Origin of the sequence: Francisella hispaniensis FSC454 (assembly GCF_001885235.1) — a bacterium.
Taxonomy (GTDB): domain Bacteria; phylum Pseudomonadota; class Gammaproteobacteria; order Francisellales; family Francisellaceae; genus Francisella; species Francisella hispaniensis.
Genome location: NZ_CP018093.1, coordinates 1903592 through 1922599, shown reverse-complemented (window position 1 = coordinate 1922599; position 19008 = coordinate 1903592). Strand labels below are relative to the sequence as shown.

Sequence of the window (19008 nt, the reverse complement as noted above, 5' to 3'; positions counted from 1 at the left end):
AATAAAAAATATCCCAATAACCCTTAAAATATAAAGGATAGCCAATTGTAGGCAAAAGTATTAATTGAATGGATAAGATTTTATTGTAATAAAAAAAAATAAGCAATCATAATTAAGCACGCCTGTGGATAATTATGTTAATTAATTTGTTTATTCTTTGGGCAATTATTTGTTAAATAAGTTATTCACAAATATGTTAATATTTCTGTTAATAAATTTGATGATTTTTTATCCACATTTTTATTCAGATCTTTTTTAGTATTTTTTTACAATCTTATACATTTTTTTTTATTCACATCAAGGCATTGGTATATATATATATTACAAAGTTATTCACAGTAAAATGCTCACATAATAAATAATAATATAAAAAGAAAAAATAAGTTTATATATAATAAATAATATAAAAGATATCCAAAAATATAAAAAAAAAATTTTCCTTTATAATTGATGTTAATAAAAATTTAAAATATTTTTTCTAATGTCATTTAATACTGAAATATTTTTGAATATAAATAAATATGAACAGCGAATAGCTATAAAAGAGAATAATATCCTCAAAGAAATTTTGATAGAACGCGATAATCAAAAAAGAATTGTTGGAAACATCTACAAAGGAAAGATAATCAGAGTACTTCCTGGAATGCAAGCAGCCTTTGTAGATATTGGTTTAGAAAAAGCAGGATTTTTACATTTATCAGAAGTTATACCTCTAGAAAAAGATGATGAGGATTCTGATGAGAATTTTAAACTTAAAAAATTAAATACTGAAGATATAAATAAATGGTTACGTGAAGGTCAAGAGGTTCTAGTACAAGTAGTTAAAGAAAGTATCGGCAATAAAGGTGTAAAATTAACATCACATTTATCAGTATCATCACGTTTTTTAGTTTTCTTACCTGATTTAGATCATATAGGTGTTTCACTTAAAATAACCAATGAACAAGAAAAACAAAGACTATTAGAATCTATAAAAAAAATTACCCAAAGTGAAAATCCACGTGGATACATTCTAAGGACAGCTGCTGAAGGTGCTAGTTATGAAGAATTAGAGAATGATATAAAATTTTTAAATAATTTATGGCAGGATATTTTAGATATTTCTAGTACAATCATTAGGCCAGGCGTTGTTTATGAAGATTTTAGTTTAATAATTAAAACTATCAATATTTTTGCCAATGATAATCTTGATAAAATTCTTGTAGATAATATAGATTCATATAAAGAAATTTGTCATTTTGCTGATAAGTATATTCCTGGTTTAAGAGATAAAATAGAACTATATCAAAAGCATAGTATTTTTGAAGAATATGATATTGAAAATGAGATAAATAAAGCCTTAGATAAAACTGTATATCTAAAATCAGGAGGTTATTTAGTTATCGAACAAACTGAAGCAATGATAACTATAGATATCAATACTGGTGGTTTTATAGGTACAAAAAATCTTGAGGAAACTATTTTTAAAACAAATTTAGAAGCTACAAAAGAGATAGCAAGACAATTAAGACTAAGAAATTTAGGTGGCATTATAATTATAGATTTTATTGATATGATGGATCAATCACATAAAAATCAAGTTTTAGAGGCTTTAAAGAAAGAATTAGAGCTTGATAAGGCTAAGACTAGCGTGAGTGATATATCAGAGCTAGGATTAGTTGAGATGACACGTAAAAGGGTTCATGAGAGTTTGCTTAGAACTTTGTGTCAGCCATGTGAGCATTGTAATGGCAAGGGAAGTGTCAAAACATTACAGACGATTTGCTATGATATTTTTAGAGAAATAAAATCAGAATCAAAAAATTATCCAAGCTATAACGATTTCTTATTAATTTCTTCTGAAAAAATAATTGATTATATAGAAAAAGAAGAATCTATTTGGCTTGCAGAATTGGAGTTAGAAATACAAAAAAATATTCATCTAAAAGTAGAAAATAGTCATATATACAATCAATACGATATAATTCCATTAAATTAAAAAAAATTTCTAAAACATTGTTGACAGCTTTTGAAAAAGAGCTATAATACATACTCATAGTCGCCGACTTAGCTCAATAGGTAGAGCAACTGACTTGTAATCAGTAGGTCGCCAGTTCGATTCCGGCAGTCGGCACCATAACGGAGTGGTAGTTCAGTTGGTTAGAATACCTGCCTGTCACGCAGGGGGTCGCGGGTTCGAGTCCCGTCCATTCCGCCATATTCTCATTAAGGTCTAGTTCTTAAAACTCAGTTTTCCCCTTTTTACTTCTGATATCTTGATCTAGACCTTAATTTATTTAAATCTTAGTATTCTAAAGCCAAATAAAGAGCATATTTATTGTTTGAATTTTAGTTGATAATTTTGTTAATTCAAATTAACTAGTCCTGATATTTTATAATGATCAGTATATTGTTAACTAGTATAAGAAGGGTGTTACATAAAATATTGTTATTTATTTTGTAATGATGTAACATTACATAAATACAAAATAATATTTTTCATATATGAATACTTACAATAATGGTTGGCAGCAATTAATTAATATTTTATCTGAAAATTCAGATTCACAAGATATTAGTATAATTTGTGATTTTTTATTAACTAAAGAAGAGAAAGAACAATTAAGTAAAAGAGTTCTTTTAACCAAAGAACTTATAAGAAAAGCTAAATCTCAAAGAGAAATATCTAAAGAGATAGGTATTAGTATTTGTACTGTAACTAGATGTTCTAATGCTTTAAAAGATTGTTCTACAAGGGTAAAAGAAATATTTAGTGAAAATATTAAAAAAATAGGTGAATAAATGTCAGTTAAAGAGCCAGAAAAATTTTTAGCATCGCATATTTATAATATAGATTATCAAGAAGATTTAAATAAGTGCTTTGCTAATTTATGTACAAATAAAAAAAATACTATTTTATTAGAATCAGCAGAAATAGATACAAAAGATAAACTCAAAAGTATCCTAGTGCTTAATAGTGCGTTGCGTATAGCTTGTATTGAAAATAAAGTTTTTATGAAACCATTATCTAAAAATGGTGAATATGCTCTAAAAGAAATACAAAAAAATATCAAAGATGGTGTTGAATATATATATAATAACAAACAATTAATATTAACTTTTAAATCAATAAAAGATTATCAGCTTAATGAACATCAGAAATTAAAAAAACAGTCAGTTTTTGATGCCTTAAGAATTATAAAAGATAGTTTTGAAATATATAATGAATTTAGTATTTTTTTGGCAGGCTTATTTGCTTATGATGTTGTTGCTAGCTTTGAAAATATAGGCAAAGTAAAACGTAAGAATAAATGTCCAGATTATGTGTTTTATCTTGCTGATACAATACTTGTAAGTGATCATCAAGAGCAGAAAACATTTATTCAAGTTAATAGTTTTGGTCATCAAACAATAACAGATTTAGAGGATAGTGTTGCTGCAATTAAACAAAATATAAATAATGATATAGAGTTAAAAGTTGAAAAGTTCAAAAATTTGGAACCTAAAGAATCAGTAAATGATAGAGATTTTTGTAATATAGTAGATAAGCTTAAATCACATATTATCAATGGTGATATATTCCAAGTTGTACCTTCACGAAGTTTCTTTTTGCCATGTCAAAATTCTTTAGAAGTTTATAAAGAACTTAAGCGCACAAATCCTAGTCCATATATGTTTTATATGCAAGATGAAGATTTTATCCTTTTTGGAGCATCGCCAGAGAGTGCTTTAAAGTATCAAAAATCTACTAATCAAGTAGAAATATATCCTATAGCAGGTACACGTAGAAGAGCTAAGAATATTGATGGAAGTATCAACGCAGATTTAGATAGCAGAATAGAATTAGAACTTAGATTAGATGCTAAAGAAAATGCAGAACATATGATGCTTGTAGATTTGGCTCGCAATGATGTTGCAAGAATATCAAAAACTGGTACTCGCTATGTTGCAGATCTTCTAAAGGTTGATAGATATAGTCATGTTATGCACTTAGTATCTAGAGTGGTAGGTCAGCTTGCTGATGATTTAGATGCTTTGCATGCTTATCAAGCTTCTATGAATATGGGTACATTAACAGGTGCACCAAAGATAAAAGCGATGCAGCTAATATCAGAAGTTGAAAAACATACTAGAGGTGGGTATGGTGGAGCTATAGGTTATTTTAATGGTTATGGTGATTTAGATAGTTGTATAGTTATACGTTCTGCTTATGTAGAAGATCAAATTGCTGAAATTCAAGCGGGTGCAGGCGTAGTTTTGGATTCTATACCTATAGCAGAAGCTGATGAAACTAGAACAAAGGCACAAGCTGTAATATCAGCTATCAAAAATGTACATGGAGTGTAGTTAATGGCTAATATTATATTTATAGATAATTTTGATTCATTTTCTTATAACTTAGTTGATGAGTTTAGAGTTTTGGGTAATCACGTTGAAGTCTTTAGAAATAATTTATATTTAGATGTTTTATTAGATAAAATAAACTCAGTAGAAAACCCAATAGTTGTTATATCTCCAGGTCCTGGTAATCCAGCAAGTGCAGGATGTATAGTAGATCTAATCTCGATACTTAAAGGCAAAATTCCTATTATAGGAATTTGTCTAGGACATCAAGCTATAATAGAAGCATATGGTGGTATAGTCTCTCATGCTAATGAAATAGTTCATGGAAAAACAGCTAAAGTCAAATTTATAAAACACGATATTTTTAAAGATTTAGAATCGCCTTTAAATGTAGCAAGATATCACTCTTTAGTAGCTATAAAAGTACCAACTGATTTAGAAATTGTAGCAGAGGTTAACGATCTGGTGATGGCTGTAGTAGATGATAAAAATAAAGTTTGTGGTTTGCAATTTCATCCTGAATCAATAATGACTATACATGGCTCTAAACTTTTAGATAATATAGTTAGATGGGTACAGCAATGATTAATCTAAGAAGTATAGTTGATAAACTCTATAATTTAGAAGATCTTAGTTATAAAGAAAGTTACCAACTTTTTGATTATTTTATAAAAGGTGAAATAGAGTTAGCATTACAGACTAGTATTTTGACAGCGCTTAAATTAAAAAAAGAAACTTCAACAGAAATAGCAGCTGCCGTAGAAGCTTTACTTGATAATACTAAAGAGTTCCCAAAAATAAAAGGTGATTTAGCTGGTATAGTTGGTACTGGTGGAGATGGGTTTAATACTATTAATATATCTACAACAGCTGCTATTGTAGCAGCTACAGCCGGTTATAAAGTAGCTAAGCATGGCGGTCGCAGTGTATCGAGTAAATCAGGCTCTTTTGATCTTTTAGAATCTTTTGGTGTCAATATAGAGTTATCACCACAGCAAACAAAAGAATGTTTAGAATTATATAATCTTGGATTTTTATTTGCACCATTTTATAGTGAAGGTTTTAGGTATATAAAAGAGGCTAGAACTATCTTAAAAACTAGGACTATTTTTAATATTTTAGGGCCTTTGATAAATCCAGCTAGACCAAATAAGCTTGTAATAGGAGTTTATTCAAAGGACTTAATTTTGCCAATGGCAAAAAACTTTAATTAATCTTGCAGTAGAGAGAGCCGTAGTGGTATATGGAAGTGGTTTAGATGAAATAGCAATACATGATGATACTTATGTTGCTGAAATACAAAATAGTCAGATAATTGAATACAAAGTTTCTCCTGCAGACTTTGGTATAGATACTTATTCAATTAAAGATCTTGAAGGTGGTTTACCAGAACAAAATAGAGATATTATAAAGCAGATACTTCAAGGTAAAGGTAAAGAAGCTTATAATGCCGCTATAGCTGTAAATGTCGCTATGCTTATGAAGCTTTATGGTAAAGATAGTCTAAAACAAAATACTCAAGAAATATTAGAACTTATAAAATCAGGAAAGTGTTTTAATACGTTACAACAAGTTATAAATTATGGTAATAAAAACCATTAATAGATGTCTTTTGATTTTTTTTCACAATAAAGTTTGTTATATTTTTAGGATAAATATAAGAATTTTTTTTAAATGAATGTTATTGAAAAATATGTCCAGCTTTTTACACAGTTAGAGATGGATGAAAGTTTATTTTCGCCTGATGGACCTGAATTGTGCCCTGCTGATGGAACTAGGGCTTTAGCAGAATATGCTCATGGATTACCTAAAGACAGTTATCAATATATACAAAAGATTAAGCTTAAAGAATTGATTTGTAAAAATGCTAATGTAGATGGACAAATTGAATTGCATGGTGTCGCAAGATTTAAGCTATATTGGAAAGTAAATCAAGGTAAAGCAAAAATGACTATGGTGCAAGTACTTCATAGTAAAAATGGTATCATCCATTATCTAAATTCTTTTTGGGATTTTGAATATTTTACTAAATTATGTGAAATACATCCTGAGCTTAAAAAGATTTTTCAGAAATGAAATTATTTATAATAAATAGTAATACTTTATTTAGATTATCAGTGATTTGAATAAAAAGGAAAAGAAAATGAACAAAAATGATTTTGAATATCTTTTGACTAAAAAAGCTTGGGAAGATAAGGAGTTCGCAGATTTATTAGCTAGTAATCCTTATGAAGCATTAGCTCAGTTAGGAGTATCTATCCCCAATAATATAAAGCTAAAAGTAGTACAACAAAAGAAAGATACTTTATATTTCACTATTCCTGCCTTTGATAAAAAGCGTAGTCAAGAAAAGCCATTTCAACTTAATCAGATAGATATATGGTCAAGTGGAAAAATGTTTTTATGGTTAGCATCAGCTGAGCAAAAAGCAAAGTTGCTACAACTTCGAAATAGCATATTTACAACAGGAGCTAATCATGAGTAAGCGCTTTACAGAAGATCATTATCAAAAAATATGTACCGATCTTGAATATAGAGAAAAACTTATAAAAAATCCAAAAGTTACTTTAAATGAAGAGTATGGTACTACTATCAATGATGAAGTAAATGTTGAAGTTATAGAGCAAAGTGATGATGCTATTACAATAATTTTGCCTGCTAAACCTGATAATCAAGACAATATAGAGTCAGAATTAGAAACTGTAACTGAGCAGGTAGTTGATTTGTTGTTTACTCATGATGGCATGGGTGGATTTTTGATTCCTGATGATAAGTTGAAGTGGGAGTTGCGTAATATGAGAAAGGACTGGATGAAGAAACTAGGTCTAGATTTAGAAAATTCTTAACATTTTAATCATCAGCAAATTTATTTATTCAACATTTGTTTATATAATTTTTTTAGTATCATAATTAAAGTTAAGGATTATATTATGATTAAGAAGATTATTTATAGTTTATCAATATTATCTTGTAGTTTAGGCTTTTCAGTAGATATGGATACAAAATATGAAAAAGCTGTATTTGCAGGAGGTTGTTTTTGGTGTTTAGAGTCAGATTTTGAATATCTGCAAAACCATCAAGATTTAAGCCATGATGGTATTATAAAGGTTATCTCAGGTTATGATGGTGGTTTGCAAAAAAATCCTACTTACAAAACAGTATCTGCAGGTATTACAAACTATAAAGAATCAGTTGAAGTGATATATGATCCTGCTAAAATTAGCTATCAAGAGCTTGTAGAGTATTTTTATCGTCGTATAGATCCTACAGATTCTAAAGGACAGTTTTGTGATAAAGGCGAGCAGTATCAATCAGCTATATATTATATCGATGATAAACAAAAGCAGGTTGCTGAAGAGATTACTAAAAGATTAAAAGCAGAATTTAAAAAACATAACCAATCTGTATATACTCAAATTTTACCATCTACACATTTTTATAAAGCCGAAAATTATCATCAAGATTATCATCATAAAAACCCTAAAAGATATTGCTATTATCGTACAGGATGTGGTCGTGATGTAACAGTAAGTAAAGTTTGGCAAAATATAGATTGGAAATATAGTAATGTAGTTCCATTTGATATACCATCTAGTTATGCAGAATGTTTAACAAGATAGTAAAATGAAAATAGTAGGTGTAGCATCTAAAGTTTCTAATGATAGAGAAGATTTGCTTGAAGAAGCTTGGGAGCTTTTCTTTAATAGTGAGGTATTAGAGTATCTTAATGGTCAAAATATATCTCAAGATATAATATCTGTTTATTATGACTATGAAGGCGATCATACGGCTCCATACATTCTTTTGATAGGTTATGAGGTGGCAGAGTCTTTTGAGGTACCAACAGGGTTAAATTCTGTGCAAATTGAGCTTAACCATAAAACATACCGTGTTGAAGGCGAGCTACCTGATGCTATCATCGAAAAATGGCAACAAATTTGGGCAGATAACTCTAAAAAGAGAGCTTATAAAGCAGATTTTGATAGGTATAATCCTATCGAAGATTATGCTGAAGTTAATGTTGAATATCTAAAATAAATAATCTTCAAATTAACAAAATACAGAAAAATTCAACTTTTATTCTTTTTTCGTTTAAAATACTTCATAAAATCATATAAATAATAAGTGTTATGGAAACTATATTAGCTAAGATAGTTGAAGCAAAAAGAAAGTGGCTTTTTGCAAAAAAAAGACTATTTCCACTAGATGTATTCAAAAAAGAAGTTATCAAAACAGAAAGAGATTTTTATAAGGCTTTGGAATCAGACAAAGCTGTATTTATTTTAGAGTGTAAAAAAGGCTCTCCTTCTAAAGGAGTTATTCGTAAGAAGTTTGATCTAAATGAAATAGCAGCAGTATATAAAAATTACGCAAATGTGATATCTGTACTTACAGATGAAGAGTTTTTTATGGGTAGTTTTGCGAATCTAGAGATTGTTAGAAAGCAAGTAACTCAACCTATACTTTGTAAAGATTTCATTATAGATGAATATCAAATATATTTAGCTAGACATTATCAAGCAGATGCGGTGTTACTGATGCTTTCGGTATTAGATGATAATGAATATAAGAAGCTAGCAAAAGTTGCTAATCGTCTAGGTATGGGTATCTTAACTGAAGTTAGTAATGAAGAAGAGCTTGAAAGAGCTATAAAGCTCAAGGCAAAGGTTATAGGTATTAATAATCGTAATTTAAGAGATCTTTCTATAGATCTAAATACTACGCGTCTTTTAGCTCCAAAAATACCTAAAGGAACAATTATTATTTCAGAATCGGGAATTTATAAAAATCAAGAAATCCGTGATTTAAGAAATTATGTTAATGGTTTTTTTGATAGGAAGTTCTATTATGGGTGAACGTAACCTTGAACTTGCTGTTAGAAAGCTTGTTTATGGTTTTAATAAAGTTTGTGGCCTTACTTCTGTTGAGAATGCTCAAAAAGCATATGATGCAGGAGCAGTCTATGGTGGTTTGATTTTTGTTGAGAAATCTCCTCGTTATGTAGATTTTGTCATGGCAAAACAGATAGTAAAAAAAGTTAGATTAAATTATGTAGGTATATTTTCTGATGCTAAATTAGAAGACGTTGTAGATACCTGCTATGCGTTAAAATTAAGTGCTGTACAGTTACATGGTAGCGAAAATCAAGAATATATAGATGCACTAAATCAAAACTACATAGAAACTGTCAGATATGGAAAGCTTATCCAGTAGATAAGAGTATTCCTGAGTTTTTTGCTAATGTAGATTATCATTTATTAGATGCTCAAGTCGATGGTAAATCAGGTGGTACTGGTAAAGCTTTTGATTGGAGTCTTATCAAAGATAGAAAAAATATAATTCTTGCTGGTGGTCTTAATGCTAAAAATATAGCAAAAGCAATAGAACTAAAATGCTCTGCTTATGATATCAATTCTGGTGTAGAGTCTGAACCAGGACAAAAAGACCAAAATAAGCTAAACGAAGTATTTGAAATAATTAGAAACTATTAAGATTTTATTGATATTTTTCTAGTAGTGTTATCCTTTTCTTTTTTAGGAATATTTAGGTTTAAAACACCGTTACTATATTTAGCTTCTATTTTATCACTGTCTATATTGTCAGGTAGTGTTATGCTACGTTGAAACTCACCATAATAACGCTCTTGGACATGGTGTTTTTTATCTTTGTTCAAGTTTTCACGCTTTGCTTTTATAGATAACTTATTTTTATCTAATTCTATATCTATATTTTTCTCTTCTATACCTGCTAGATCTGCAGAAATATTATAAGCAGCTTCATCTTCTGTTATATCTAGATGTATATTTTCTAAATATTTCTCCTCTTGATAACTTTTAGGGAAGCTAAAAAAATTATCAAAAAGATCATTTATAGAATGTTTTAGCTCAAATGGATTATATCTAATTTCTTTACTCATGTTCTATTCTCCTTCTGATTTATATTTTCATACCCTTCAAAATTGAATATATGATCGGTTTTTAAAAATTCAAGAAATATATTTTAGAAGCTGAAGCTAAATAAAGTATTATAAAAATATCATGTCTTAGTATAGTAATTGCAACAAAGCATAGCTGCTGCTATGCTAGAGATAAAAGTAATTGATTTATGAGTTTGTTATGACTGATCCAAAAATTAAATATTTAAAAGACTATAAACCAAGTAATTATCTTATAGATGAGACACATCTAACATTTGAGCTTGATGAATCTAAAACAAGAGTAACGGCGAATTTATATATAGTTGCTAATCCAGAGAATCGCGAAAATAATACATTAGTTTTAGATGGTGTAGAGTTGAAGCTTTTATCAGTAAAACTAAACGATAAAGAACTTTCACCAGCAGAATTTGTAGTTAATGAAAATCAATTGATTATTGAAAATGTTCCTGAGAAATTTATTTTACAGACAGTTGTTGAGATTAATCCTTCGGCTAATACATCTTTAGAAGGTTTATACAAATCTGGATATATATTCTCTACACAATGTGAAGCTACAGGATTTAGAAAGATTACATACTACTTAGATAGACCTGATGTTATGGCAGCTTTCATTGTCAAAATAATTGCAGATAAACAAAAATACCCAGTAATACTCTCAAATGGAGATAAGATTGACTCTGGAGATATTTCAGATACTCAGCATTTTGTAGTATGGAAAGATCCATTTAAGAAGCCTTGCTATTTATTTGCTCTGGTAGCTGGAGATCTAGCAAGTATTAAAGATACTTATGTTACAAAATCTAACCGAAAAGTAAGCTTAGAAATATACGCATTTAAACAAGATATAGATAAATGTCGTTATGCAATGCAAGCTGTCAAAGACTCTATGAAATGGGATGAAGATAGATTTGACTTAGAATATGATTTAGATACTTTTATGATTGTTGCAGTGCCTGATTTTAATGCTGGTGCAATGGAAAATAAAGGTCTAAATATCTTTAATACTAAATATATTATCGCTAGTTATAAAACAGCTACAGATAAAGATTTTGAGCTAGTACAAAGTGTTGTGGGACATGAGTATTTTCATAATTGGACAGGCGATAGAGTTACTTGTAGAGACTGGTTTCAATTAAGCTTAAAAGAAGGTTTGACTGTATTTAGAGATCAAGAATTTACTTCTGACTTAAACTCAAGAGATGTTAAACGTATAGATGATGTACGTATTATCAGAAGTGCTCAATTTGCTGAAGATGCTAGTCCGATGTCACATCCTATCCGCCCTGAGTCATATATTGAGATGAATAATTTCTACACAGTTACTGTTTACAATAAAGGTGCTGAGATAATTCGTATGATTCATACCCTGCTAGGTGAACAAGGTTTCCAAAAAGGTATGAAACTTTATTTTGAAAGACATGATGGCCAAGCTGTTACTTGTGATGATTTTGTAAATGCTATGGCAGATGCAAATAATCGTGATTTCAGCTTATTTAAGAGATGGTATGCTCAATCAGGTACACCAAATGTTAAAGTTACAGAAAACTATAATCCAGAAAACCAAACTTATAGTCTAACACTAGAGCAAACTACTCCACCAACTGCTGATCAAAAAGAAAAACAAGCGCTTCATATACCTGTTAAGATGGGGCTTATCACTCCAGATGGTGAAAATATTGCAGAGCAAGTTATTGAGCTGAAAGAGCAAAAGCAAACTTATACTTTTGAGAATATTACAGCAAAACCAGTAGCTTCTTTATTTAGAGATTTTTCGGCACCTGTGAAGATTGAGCATGAGCGTGCTGAAAGAGAGCTATTACATATCGTTAAGTATGATAATAATGCTTTTAATCGTTGGGACTCTTTACAGCAATTATCTACTAAAATGATCCTGAATAATACCGATATAGATGCGGAGTTTTTAAATGCTTTTAAATTAATCTTACATGATAAAGATTTAGATAAAGCCTTAATTAGTGATGCTCTAATGATACCAAGTGAGTCTACAATTGCTGAGGCAATGCCAACAATAATGGTTGATGAGATTGTAAAATCTCGTAAAAAAGTGATGAATCAGCTAGCAGATAAATTAAAAGATGACTGGTTAGAAGTGTATAAAGAGTGTAATGATGATGAGCCATATACCCTATCAGCTGAGCAAATTGCTAAAAGAAAACTAAAAGGTGTATGTTTGAGTTACCTGATGAATGCTAGTGACGAAAGTCAAGGTACAGAGTTAGCACAAAAGCTATTTGATAATGCTGATAATATGACAGATCAGCAAACAGCATTTTCGGCGTTGTTAAAATCTAACGATAAACAAATTCGTGATAATGCTATCAGTGAGTTTTATAAGCGTTGGAAGCATGAAGATTTAGTTGTAAATAAATGGCTACTATCTCAAGCACAGATGTCTGATGAATCAGCTTTAGATATAGTCAAAGGCTTAGTTAAACATCCTGCATATAACCCTAAAAATCCTAATAAAGTTTATTCGCTAATTGGTAGTTTTGGTGCTAATTTTCGCAATATCATCGCATAGATGGTCTAGGATATGCTTTCATGGCTGATACAGTACTAGAGCTTGATAAATTTAATCATCAAGTTGCGGCTAGAATGGCTCGTAATCTAATGAGCTGGAAACGCTATGACTCTGATAGACAAGCTATGATGAAAAATGCCCTTGAGAAAATCAAAGCTTCTAATCCTAGTAAAAATGTCTTTGAGATTGTTAGTAAGAGTTTGGAGTCATAATTTATTTAGAATATAAAAATAAATATAGAATTCTCCGTTAAATAGTCATTCTTATATCTAATTATAGATAAATATCTTTTGTAAGATATATTACATTTTTAACAAAGAGTTTCTTTTATTGAAAAATATTATTAAAGTATTTGAATAATTGATTATATATAAAACTTACAAATGATCTATCCTGCTAATTTTTGATGTTATAAAGGAACTATCTTTAGCCAGCTCACCTATAGAAACAGATAAGTAGATATGAGTGCTCGAGTTTAGTTGTAGCTTATAAGTATTTAATGTATAAAATATACTTAAACTCTAACCCCTTTTTTCTTAGCTGTTTTGAGAAGAGTTTCACAAGTATATTTGAATAGATCACGAACCAGGTCTGTAGTAATTAGGATTTTCCATTATCTCTTTCAAACGTTTTGCTTTTTGACTTTCCTTCCAGTCAATTCCTTGTGCCCCACCAGAAATACTATCTAATTCTGTCTCTGATAATATCTGATTAGTGTTTTCACCTTGTGAGTTTTTTGCTTGTTTGGTTTGAATATATAAATCATATACATGCTGATCATTGTTGATATCAAAACCTTGCTCTTTAAGTTCAGTTTTCAATTCTTCTGGGAATTTACTAATTTCATTTCTGATTTCATCTATTTTTTTAACATCGGATTTATCGTTTGACATCGTATTCTCCTTAGTTTTTGATTACTGAAGTATTTATTTAAAATACTTCTTCAATTAAACTATACATAAAACTTATTAAACCTGCAACAAAAGTTTTATTCACAAACTAACAGATGTATTCATGTAAATATCTTTTAAAGAACATCTTATAAATATTTTTTATCATGAACAATTTTACTTTCAGAGTTCTAAAAGGCTTTCATAAGCTGCATGATCATAATAGCAATCTTTAGAGTCAATACTTAATAAAAAGAAGTTTGAAAAATAATCCTTCTTTTCTACCAAGAACAGCTTCACTATATACCTCCTAGTACTTCTAAGCAACAGAGTCTAAATCTACACTTATTCGTTCCGTTGAAATTAAGTTTATAATATAATTATATTAAGTTCTTGATATTAATAGTTTAAAATAACAGTAAATTAGACTATTTTTTTTAAAAATGAGATTGGATAATTTAATTACTTTTAATGTAATTAAAGAAAATTATAGCAATAGCCATCTTGAAGATGTCTACCTACTTGGATGTCAGCATATTTTAGATTCAACATTGTTACTTGTTGAACAATTAATTAAGATTGGACTAAAGAAAGATAACATTTCCTTAATTGGTAAATGTTATTCTACTAGTAATTATATATATAGAAAATTTATAGATTATGGAATATATGTGTGCAATTCTAGCAAAAAATTTCATACGACTGGTTCATTTGATAGAGCTTTTAATAAAAATGTTGCTTGCTTTGTAGAAAAGGAAATTAAAAAATTTTTTAAAAGTGGGGCTAAAAATCTAGTCATTGTCGATGATGGTGCTGAAATAATTCAATATTTTAATAAACACTATAGCTTTGAGAATAATAAAGATGTAAAAATAATTGCAGTTGAGCAAACAACCGCTGGAACTAACAAATTAAAAAATACAGACTTAAAATTCCCAGTAGTAAATATCGCTAGGTCAAGAGCAAAACTTACTCTAGAATCACCTATTATTGCTAGAAGAGTAATCGATATTTTAGAAAAAAAAATAGAAAAAAAGCAATTATTTGTAAAAAAAATATTGATTATAGGCATGGGAGCAATTGGTGAAGCTTTATACAACTTGCTCAAGGTTAAATATATAGTATCTGGATATGATATTAAATCGAGAGAAAATAATTTAAATCAAAGTGAAATAATTAATCTAATCAAAGACTATGATTTAATTATTGGCTGTACTGGAACAGAGTTATTTGATCCATTATTATTAACTGGTTTTAAAAAACAAATTACTTTAGTTAGTGCTTCATCTTCAGATAGAGAATTTATGTCTTATAAACTTAAAATCTTACAAGGTAAATATAAAAAAGATAGTAGAAAATCTATAGTTTATAATAACGTTACTATATTAAATGGAGGCTACCCAATAAATTTTGATGGTAAAAAAAATAATATTCCTATTGATAAGATTCAAATTACTTTAGCATTATTAGCAGCAGGAATTTGTCAAATTGATAATGAGTTAAATAAAGGTTTTAATGATTTACCATTAAATATAGAAAATCAAATTATGGATTTATTTGACACTGTTACAAAAGTTTAAACGGTATTATTATAATTTCACATTTTTACTTTTAATCTGCCCCGCCAATTTGTGACAGTTTTGAATTTCATTTTCTATTATATATTTAAAAGAATTATTTAATTGAACTCTTCCTACTTTCATCAGGTAGTACTTTACAAATCAGATTTTGCTGTAAAGCTTTATCATTTTTTACACTTTTGGATTATTTTTACAAACCCAAAGCTAATATACTGAAAGCAACTTCCTAGCATAACCTCAGTTCGGAATTAAAAGTATTGTAAATTAAAGGTTTGAGAGTATTTTTAGGTTAAAATAAGCGAAAACCTTTTAAAAATCACTAATAATGATAGATCAACTTATTTCAACCTTTTGTCGTATAGACGACTTTTGTATTATTTATCATAAAGAATTACAAAGCAAGTCAATTGATTACAAAAAGAAAAAAGTAGGAAGCAAGCCAAGTTTATCTTTAAGTGAAATAATGACTATTTTGATCATGTATCAAGCAGTTAGATATAAAGATTTTAAAACTTACTATGTTGAGTTTATAAAAATTTACTGGAAACATTACTTTCCTACAGCCCCCTCTTATAACCGTTTTGTAGAATTAATAGATATAGCAATGTCACCGTTAATAGCATTTATATCAAGTAACCATGGCAAACATACAGATTTATATTTTATAGATGCTACTAAGTTACCTGTTTGTCATAATTTAAGAGAGTCTAGACATAAAGTATTTAAGGGTTTAGCAGCTAAAGGTAAGACTAGTACTGGCTGGTTCTTTGGTTTCAAACTTCATTTACTAACCAATCATATTGGTGAAATTATTAGTATCAATATTAGCCCAGGAAATAAAGATGATAGGAGTTTCTTGACTAAATTATGTCATGGACTTAAAGGGTTGGTATTTGGTGATAGAGGCTATATTTCAAAAGATAAAGCTCAATTACTTGAGCAACAAGGCTTAAAGCTTATAACTACTTTAAAAAAGAATATGAAAAAAGTTCCTAGATCTAGATTTGAAAAAACTATGTTAGCTAAAAGATCCATCATTGAGACTATTTTTGATTATCTCAAAAATAATTTAAATTTGTGGCATACAAGACATAGATCTATAAACAATGCTTTTACTCATCTTATGGCTGCTTTGGCTCAGTTTATTATTAATACAATTAAAATCAATAATTACAAGTATTTAGATATGAAATAATTATCGAACTGAGGTTAGCATAAGAAAATAAATATTGTGTTTTTATAAGATTGTGAGTTATCTCCTAAACAAAATCTTTTGGTAGAGACATTGTTGCTATCCAAATAATCACACTAGAAGCATGCACGGAGTCAAAAGATTTTTTACAGAGCTCCAACTCTAGCAAGGAATTTTAAAGTTTCTTTAGTATTCATTTTACGACGAGGTGACTGTGTCGCCACAAAATAAAGACCTTTAGCAATACCTCCACCAGAAATACTATCTAATTCTGCCTCTGATAATATATTATTAGTATTTTCACCTTGTAAGTTTTTTACTTCTTTTAAGGTTTCAATATAAAAATCATATACATGCTGATCATTATTGATATCAAAACCTTGCTCTTTAAGTTCAGTTTTCAATTCTTCTGGGAGTTTACTAATTTCATTTCTGATTTCATCTATTTTTTTAACAACGGATTTATCGTTTGACATCGTATTCTCCTTAGTTTTTGACTACTAAAGTATTTATTTAAAATACTTCTACAATTAACTATACATAAAACTTATTAAAACCTGCAACAAAAGTTTTATTCACAAACTAACGGATGTATAGATGTAAGCATTTCTCAAAGAACATATTATAAATATGAGAGTGTAAACTAGAAGATAGCGAGAGCTATTTTTTGAAATTTATCAAATATATTTTGCTCTTTTAAGTTCACTCAAAGATTTATAATGTTTGATTAATCATTCTCTCACTTCAAGAGACAACTTTAGTTCTTCTAGTGGATCTTGATTGATTATATCTAGTATTACTTCAATACCAATAGTACCAGAGCAATAATATGACTTTGATTTGGTAAAGCTTTGAAAAAGTACCCTAATTATCTTTATAGACTAAACACTTGCTTAAATAGTTGTATTTTTTCATAAAGCCTTCTTAAAGTAGCAGTGTCACGATTTCCTGTAATCCATGCGATAGTTTTTCCTGAGTCTCTATCATATGCTTTAATAATCTAATATTTGTTCATTTGAAGTTATAAAATACCACATTTCATCAAATTCAACTTCTGAGATATTATTTTCTATCGTTGGCTCATCAAGTAAATCAGCCTCTTGTTCTAACCAGTTTTGTATTTAAGTTTTACTAACTTCAAATAATTTAGCTATAAATCCATAATAAAGAGTACACTATCACTGTAAATACTCGTTTAATTGAGGTTTCTACCCTTATTCTAGTCATCACTAGTACAAATTTATAGTTACAAGATTTGTATCTATGTCATTGTTTATCTCTTACTATTCCATTCTTATGAATCATTTCAGAATTGCAGTGTTTACAATTAGGTTCCATGAACAAAAAATTATCTTAGCCAAATAAAAAGTATTAGCTAGAACAATAAGGCCAAGAAAAGCAGAGCAAGTCTTATCAACTCTATAAAACCCTTCTAAAATGCTTAATTTTAGAGAAAAAGTTCTCAATTAAATGTCTTTCTCTATAAATATAGATAACTATGTATAAAACTAATATGCATAACACTGTTCCACGGAGCAATTATGTTTTCTGATATATGCTTTTTTCTCAGACCATTTACTCTCTATTGGATTTAAATCTGGTGAGTATGGAGGTAAAAACTCTATAATATGCCCTGCATCACGAATCATTTTTAACATATCTATATTTTTATGGAATGTAGCATTATCCATTACTATAACAGTTGTAGTTTTTAAGATAGGTAATAAGAAATGTTTTACCCAAGTTGTAAACACAGTCGTATCAATATTGCTTGTAAATAGTCCAACAGCAAATAATACCTTGCCAATCAAAGCACCTATGACATTGGTTCGACCTCTAGCTCCCCAGTTGCATACCCCATAACATCTTTGCCCTTGTGTAGAGTAACCATGAGTTCGGGGCATATCTAAGGCATGACCAGATTCATCAAGATAACATATAGGTAACCCTTGATCTTTATAAGATTGAATCTTATTCCTGAATAATTCTCGCCTCTCTTCGTCTACTTTGGGGTGAATTAGAGTTTTTTTATATGTAATATTTAACTTTTAAGGTTATAGCTTATACAAAACTCACTTACGACCAACCTAGTAGCTCTTTCTTGTAAATAACTATCAGGATAATCTATAACGTCTTGTTTTAGCTTATTCATATCAAGTTTTGTATTAGGTTTATTTCTAGTGCCTTTAGGAAGATTCCCTTTTAACCATTGTTGGATACTTCTAACACTTATATTAAATTTATCAGCCAAGATTAGAAAACTCATACCCTCTGATTTTAACTTTAATACCTTCTTTATAAAGTGATGTGAATAGGCCATAGCTTAAATAAAAAATAGTATACTACTTTTATTAATAGTTAGCTATACGTCAGTCAATAATTAACATTACCAGTAGTTACAATAAATCTAATAAAATTTCCTAAAGCATCTGTGGGAGTGTTAAGCCTCCAGCACTTTTATCTAATGCGTTAATTTGATTACCATTTATTACATAGCATAAAAAATACCGTTTCTAATATATTGGTTTATAAAGGTTCTATAA

Annotated in this window: 16 protein-coding genes, 2 tRNA genes and 4 pseudogenes; 16 read left to right on the top strand and 6 right to left on the bottom strand. The window is 29.0% G+C overall.

Annotated elements, in window-relative coordinates:
• Positions 1-481: 481 nt before the first annotated feature.
• From FSC454_RS09420 to trpCF, 13 genes and pseudogenes are all read left to right on the top strand, one after another.
• Positions 482-1978, top strand: a complete 1497-nt coding sequence (locus tag FSC454_RS09420; protein ID WP_014549127.1) for an Rne/Rng family ribonuclease — start codon at positions 482-484, stop codon at positions 1976-1978.
• Positions 1979-2040: 62 nt separating this feature from the next.
• Positions 2041-2116 (top strand) — tRNA-Thr (locus FSC454_RS09415).
• A 4-nt stretch (positions 2117-2120) separates the two neighbouring features.
• Positions 2121-2197: transfer RNA gene (locus FSC454_RS09410), tRNA-Asp, on the top strand.
• A 287-nt stretch (positions 2198-2484) separates the two neighbouring features.
• Entirely contained in the window at positions 2485-2781 is a 297-nt protein-coding gene (gene trpR / locus FSC454_RS09405) for a trp operon repressor (protein ID WP_066045484.1), read from the top strand.
• Complete coding sequence (locus tag FSC454_RS09400) at positions 2782-4326, top strand: anthranilate synthase component 1 (protein ID WP_071794834.1); 1545 nt, start codon at positions 2782-2784, stop codon at positions 4324-4326.
• Positions 4327-4329: 3 nt separating this feature from the next.
• On the top strand, positions 4330-4908 hold the full coding sequence (locus tag FSC454_RS09395; protein ID WP_066045995.1) for an aminodeoxychorismate/anthranilate synthase component II: 579 nt from the start codon (positions 4330-4332) through the stop codon (positions 4906-4908).
• Positions 4905-5925: pseudogene (gene trpD / locus FSC454_RS09390) on the top strand (anthranilate phosphoribosyltransferase). The gene FSC454_RS09395 and the pseudogene trpD overlap by 4 nt, the downstream one beginning before the upstream one ends.
• Positions 5926-5997: 72 nt before the next feature.
• Complete coding sequence (locus FSC454_RS09385) at positions 5998-6399, top strand: hypothetical protein (RefSeq protein WP_066046001.1); 402 nt, start codon at positions 5998-6000, stop codon at positions 6397-6399.
• A gap of 67 nt (positions 6400-6466) precedes the next feature.
• Positions 6467-6808, top strand: a complete 342-nt coding sequence (locus FSC454_RS09380; RefSeq protein ID WP_066046003.1) for an NHLP leader peptide family RiPP precursor — start codon at positions 6467-6469, stop codon at positions 6806-6808.
• Positions 6801-7169, top strand: a complete 369-nt coding sequence (locus FSC454_RS09375) for a nitrile hydratase subunit alpha (RefSeq protein ID WP_066046005.1) — start codon at positions 6801-6803, stop codon at positions 7167-7169. The genes FSC454_RS09380 and FSC454_RS09375 overlap by 8 nt, the downstream gene beginning before the upstream one ends.
• A gap of 84 nt (positions 7170-7253) precedes the next feature.
• Positions 7254-7943 carry a peptide-methionine (S)-S-oxide reductase MsrA gene (gene msrA, locus FSC454_RS09370; RefSeq protein ID WP_066046011.1) on the top strand — a complete coding sequence of 230 codons (690 nt, stop codon included), beginning with the start codon at positions 7254-7256 and terminating at the stop codon, positions 7941-7943.
• A gap of 4 nt (positions 7944-7947) precedes the next feature.
• A complete protein-coding gene (locus FSC454_RS09365) occupies positions 7948-8361 on the top strand; it encodes a GyrI-like domain-containing protein (RefSeq protein ID WP_066046015.1) in 414 nt (137 codons plus the stop codon).
• 92 nt (positions 8362-8453) lie between these two features.
• Positions 8454-9815: pseudogene (trpCF, locus tag FSC454_RS09360) on the top strand (bifunctional indole-3-glycerol-phosphate synthase TrpC/phosphoribosylanthranilate isomerase TrpF).
• Here trpCF and FSC454_RS09355 read toward each other — a convergent pair.
• Positions 9812-10240, bottom strand: coding sequence for an Hsp20/alpha crystallin family protein (locus FSC454_RS09355; RefSeq protein ID WP_066046021.1), 429 nt, complete (start codon positions 10238-10240; stop codon positions 9812-9814). The pseudogene trpCF and the gene FSC454_RS09355 overlap by 4 nt on opposite strands.
• A 199-nt stretch (positions 10241-10439) precedes the next feature.
• Here FSC454_RS09355 and pepN point away from each other — a divergent pair.
• Positions 10440-13015: pseudogene (gene pepN, locus FSC454_RS09350) on the top strand (aminopeptidase N).
• Between the two features lie 366 nt (positions 13016-13381).
• Here pepN and FSC454_RS09345 read toward each other — a convergent pair.
• Positions 13382-13696, bottom strand: a complete 315-nt coding sequence (locus FSC454_RS09345; RefSeq protein WP_066045481.1) for a hypothetical protein — start codon at positions 13694-13696, stop codon at positions 13382-13384.
• Positions 13697-14142: 446 nt separating this feature from the next.
• On the opposite strand from FSC454_RS09345, the gene FSC454_RS09340 reads away from it, so the two are divergent.
• Positions 14143-15273, top strand: coding sequence for a hypothetical protein (locus tag FSC454_RS09340; RefSeq protein WP_156860534.1), 1131 nt, complete (start codon positions 14143-14145; stop codon positions 15271-15273).
• Between the two features lie 325 nt (positions 15274-15598).
• Positions 15599-16468 (top strand): IS982 family transposase, encoded by an 870-nt coding sequence (locus FSC454_RS09335; RefSeq protein WP_066044799.1) that lies wholly within the window; start codon positions 15599-15601, stop codon positions 16466-16468.
• Between the two features lie 143 nt (positions 16469-16611).
• Here FSC454_RS09335 and FSC454_RS09330 read toward each other — a convergent pair whose 3' ends face one another.
• The 4 genes and pseudogenes from FSC454_RS09330 to FSC454_RS09315 form a co-directional block, all read right to left on the bottom strand.
• Positions 16612-16941, bottom strand: coding sequence for a hypothetical protein (locus FSC454_RS09330; protein WP_066044801.1), 330 nt, complete (start codon positions 16939-16941; stop codon positions 16612-16614).
• A gap of 872 nt (positions 16942-17813) precedes the next feature.
• Positions 17814-17956 (bottom strand): annotated as a pseudogene (locus FSC454_RS10050) (IS5/IS1182 family transposase); the annotation flags it as partial.
• A gap of 17 nt (positions 17957-17973) precedes the next feature.
• Positions 17974-18483: an IS630 family transposase gene (locus FSC454_RS09320; RefSeq protein WP_244148270.1), complete on the bottom strand. Its 510-nt coding sequence runs from the start codon at positions 18481-18483 to the stop codon at positions 17974-17976.
• 23 nt (positions 18484-18506) lie between these two features.
• Complete coding sequence (locus tag FSC454_RS09315; protein ID WP_083576966.1) at positions 18507-18785, bottom strand: IS630 transposase-related protein; 279 nt, start codon at positions 18783-18785, stop codon at positions 18507-18509.
• Positions 18786-19008 lie beyond the last annotated feature (223 nt).

Excerpts from the sequence above, each read along its gene's own strand:
- FSC454_RS09420 (WP_014549127.1), top strand. The coding sequence starts at position 482 with ATGTCATTTAATACTGAAATATTTTTGAATATAAATAAATATGAACAG.
- trpR (WP_066045484.1), top strand. The coding sequence starts at position 2,485 with ATGAATACTTACAATAATGGTTGGCAGCAATTAATTAATATTTTATCT.
- FSC454_RS09400 (WP_071794834.1), top strand. The coding sequence starts at position 2,782 with ATGTCAGTTAAAGAGCCAGAAAAATTTTTAGCATCGCATATTTATAAT.
- FSC454_RS09395 (WP_066045995.1), top strand. The coding sequence starts at position 4,330 with ATGGCTAATATTATATTTATAGATAATTTTGATTCATTTTCTTATAAC.
- FSC454_RS09385 (WP_066046001.1), top strand. The coding sequence starts at position 5,998 with ATGAATGTTATTGAAAAATATGTCCAGCTTTTTACACAGTTAGAGATG.
- FSC454_RS09380 (WP_066046003.1), top strand. The coding sequence starts at position 6,467 with ATGAACAAAAATGATTTTGAATATCTTTTGACTAAAAAAGCTTGGGAA.
- FSC454_RS09375 (WP_066046005.1), top strand. The coding sequence starts at position 6,801 with ATGAGTAAGCGCTTTACAGAAGATCATTATCAAAAAATATGTACCGAT.
- msrA (WP_066046011.1), top strand. The coding sequence starts at position 7,254 with ATGATTAAGAAGATTATTTATAGTTTATCAATATTATCTTGTAGTTTA.
- FSC454_RS09365 (WP_066046015.1), top strand. The coding sequence starts at position 7,948 with ATGAAAATAGTAGGTGTAGCATCTAAAGTTTCTAATGATAGAGAAGAT.
- FSC454_RS09355 (WP_066046021.1), bottom strand. The coding sequence starts at position 10,240 with ATGAGTAAAGAAATTAGATATAATCCATTTGAGCTAAAACATTCTATA.
- FSC454_RS09345 (WP_066045481.1), bottom strand. The coding sequence starts at position 13,696 with ATGTCAAACGATAAATCCGATGTTAAAAAAATAGATGAAATCAGAAAT.
- FSC454_RS09335 (WP_066044799.1), top strand. The coding sequence starts at position 15,599 with ATGATAGATCAACTTATTTCAACCTTTTGTCGTATAGACGACTTTTGT.
- FSC454_RS09330 (WP_066044801.1), bottom strand. The coding sequence starts at position 16,941 with ATGTCAAACGATAAATCCGTTGTTAAAAAAATAGATGAAATCAGAAAT.
- FSC454_RS09315 (WP_083576966.1), bottom strand. The coding sequence starts at position 18,785 with ATGGCCTATTCACATCACTTTATAAAGAAGGTATTAAAGTTAAAATCA.